Origin of the sequence: Sphingomonas astragali, from assembly GCF_051400615.1 — a bacterium.
Classification (GTDB): domain Bacteria; phylum Pseudomonadota; class Alphaproteobacteria; order Sphingomonadales; family Sphingomonadaceae; genus Sphingomonas.
Genome location: NZ_JBLFFH010000006.1, coordinates 1 through 1,715 on the forward strand (window position 1 = coordinate 1; position 1,715 = coordinate 1,715).

Annotated in this window: 2 protein-coding genes; both read right to left on the bottom strand. The window is 63.3% G+C overall.

Features of this window, described 5'->3' with window-relative positions; translation table 11 throughout:
- Nucleotides 1–371: 371 nt before the first annotated feature.
- Entirely contained in the window at nucleotides 372–677 is a 306-nt protein-coding gene (locus ACMGER_RS18125) for a hypothetical protein (RefSeq protein WP_436813581.1), read from the bottom strand.
- Nucleotides 678–727: 50 nt separating this feature from the next.
- Nucleotides 728–1,715: LysM peptidoglycan-binding domain-containing protein (locus tag ACMGER_RS18130; protein ID WP_436813582.1), on the bottom strand; the 988-nt coding region annotated here is incomplete at its 5' end.

The following is a 1,715-nucleotide window of genomic DNA, read 5'->3' on the forward strand; positions in this document are numbered from 1 at the left end:
TGCCGTCATAGCCCGTGCCCGCGATCAGGCTCAGCCTCGTCCGGTGGCCGTTCGCGTCCTCCCGCGACACCAGACGGAAATGTTGACTAAATTGACTCAGGTGATGGGTGCGCGAGCCCATGCGACGGGGATGCGGCGGGGAAACGACCGGAACGCGACGCACACGCGACAGGCGTGCGACACGGACGCGACGGGTGCTCGCCAAGGAGGAGACACGGACGAGATCGACGGAATCAAAGAGCGGGCCGGCGCTGCCGCAGGCCGGACCGCCCGAGTCAAGCAGGCGAAATCCTACATTGCAAGGGAGTCGCGGCTGCTGCATCGGTGGGTGTATAGAGTTGGTTTAGTCCTGCGCTCTCTGCGGCAAACGGCTAAGTTGGGAAGTTCTTATCCACGAACTGCTGGGTAAACTCTTCCGGACTAACCGTAACGCCTTGCAGCGCCGCATTGGCTTTCCCAGCATCCCAGATGCTCTTTATCTGACTGGGAAGAGTCGGGGGGAAGTCCATTTGATTAGCGACTATATCGAACCATGAACCTCCTTGCCCGTAAATGTCAGCAAGTTTCGGCTCCATTGCCTTTAACGAGCTTTCCTGCTGGGCATCAAGTTCACCAATCGACTTAAGGACGTAACAGTCCAATAGCCTCAAGAATGGCTTTCCGTCATATCGTGACATGTAATTTCTCGCTGGATAGGTAAATTAATAGAGGGCTCTTCGCAAAACTTTTAACGATTTTTAGGCGCTCCCGCCGGTATGGCCCATTCAGAATATCCTCCTCGGGCGCCAGCATCTGGATGCAGAGCCCTCCACCACTGCGAACCCGGTGTATGCTGCTCGGTAGGAACCAGTCTCATGACGCCAGATCGGCCATTAGCCGTTGAGGTGGAGGCATGTTCCCAAGTCCAATCTTGTGGCGTTTGACGACCACCCGGGCGGGAAACCGCAGCTCCTATTCCAGGCACTTCGCTTTCAAACATGGTCAGCATCTCTGAGTCAGATCGCAATGCGTCATCTAGAGCGCCATTCGCCGCCTTGACCGCCCCGAGCCCGCGCCCCAGGCCGCCGCCGATCCCGGCCAGCGCCACGTCGGTCCAGTTGAAGCTGCTCTGGAGGCCGGTCGCCACCCCAAGCCCCTGGCTGACGATGCTGCCGGCGGCACCCGCGATGCCGCCCGCCGCCACTCCAGCGAGTCCGCCGCCCGCCAGGATGCCGCCCGACGAGATCGCCAACGTCGGCGCCGTCAGCCCTGCCAGCGCGCCGGTGCCGACCGCCGTCGCCCCGGTCACCGTTGCCGTCGCCGGCGCGGTCAGCGCGCCATAGGTCGCCACCGACACCGCCACCGCGACCGCGACCAGCAGCACCTGTCCGAACACGCCGCACTTGTTGTTCTTCTTGGCGGCGCGCGGCTTGGGCGTGGTCGGCGAGGTGTCGCCATAGGCGTCGCCGACCTCATAGGGCTTGAACGTCGCGGCGCTGTTCGAGCTGCGCACCACGCCCGCGGGCACCGTCAGGCTCTGCCCCTCGATCAGCGGCGCATCGCCGGTCAGCCCGTTCGCCTGGGCAAGCTTGTACCACAGGTTGGCATCGCCCCACAGCTGCGCCGCGATCCCCGCCAGCGTGTCGCCCGCCTGCACCGTATAGCTGCCGCCCGACGCTCCCTGCTGGTAGCTGTTGATCGCCGCATAGGCGCCGTCGAACTCGGCCACGCTCGCG

Bases quoted from the DNA above. Each gene is read 5' to 3' on its own strand.
- ACMGER_RS18125 (WP_436813581.1), bottom strand. From the start codon at position 677: ATGTCACGATATGACGGAAAGCCATTCTTGAGGCTATTGGACTGTTAC.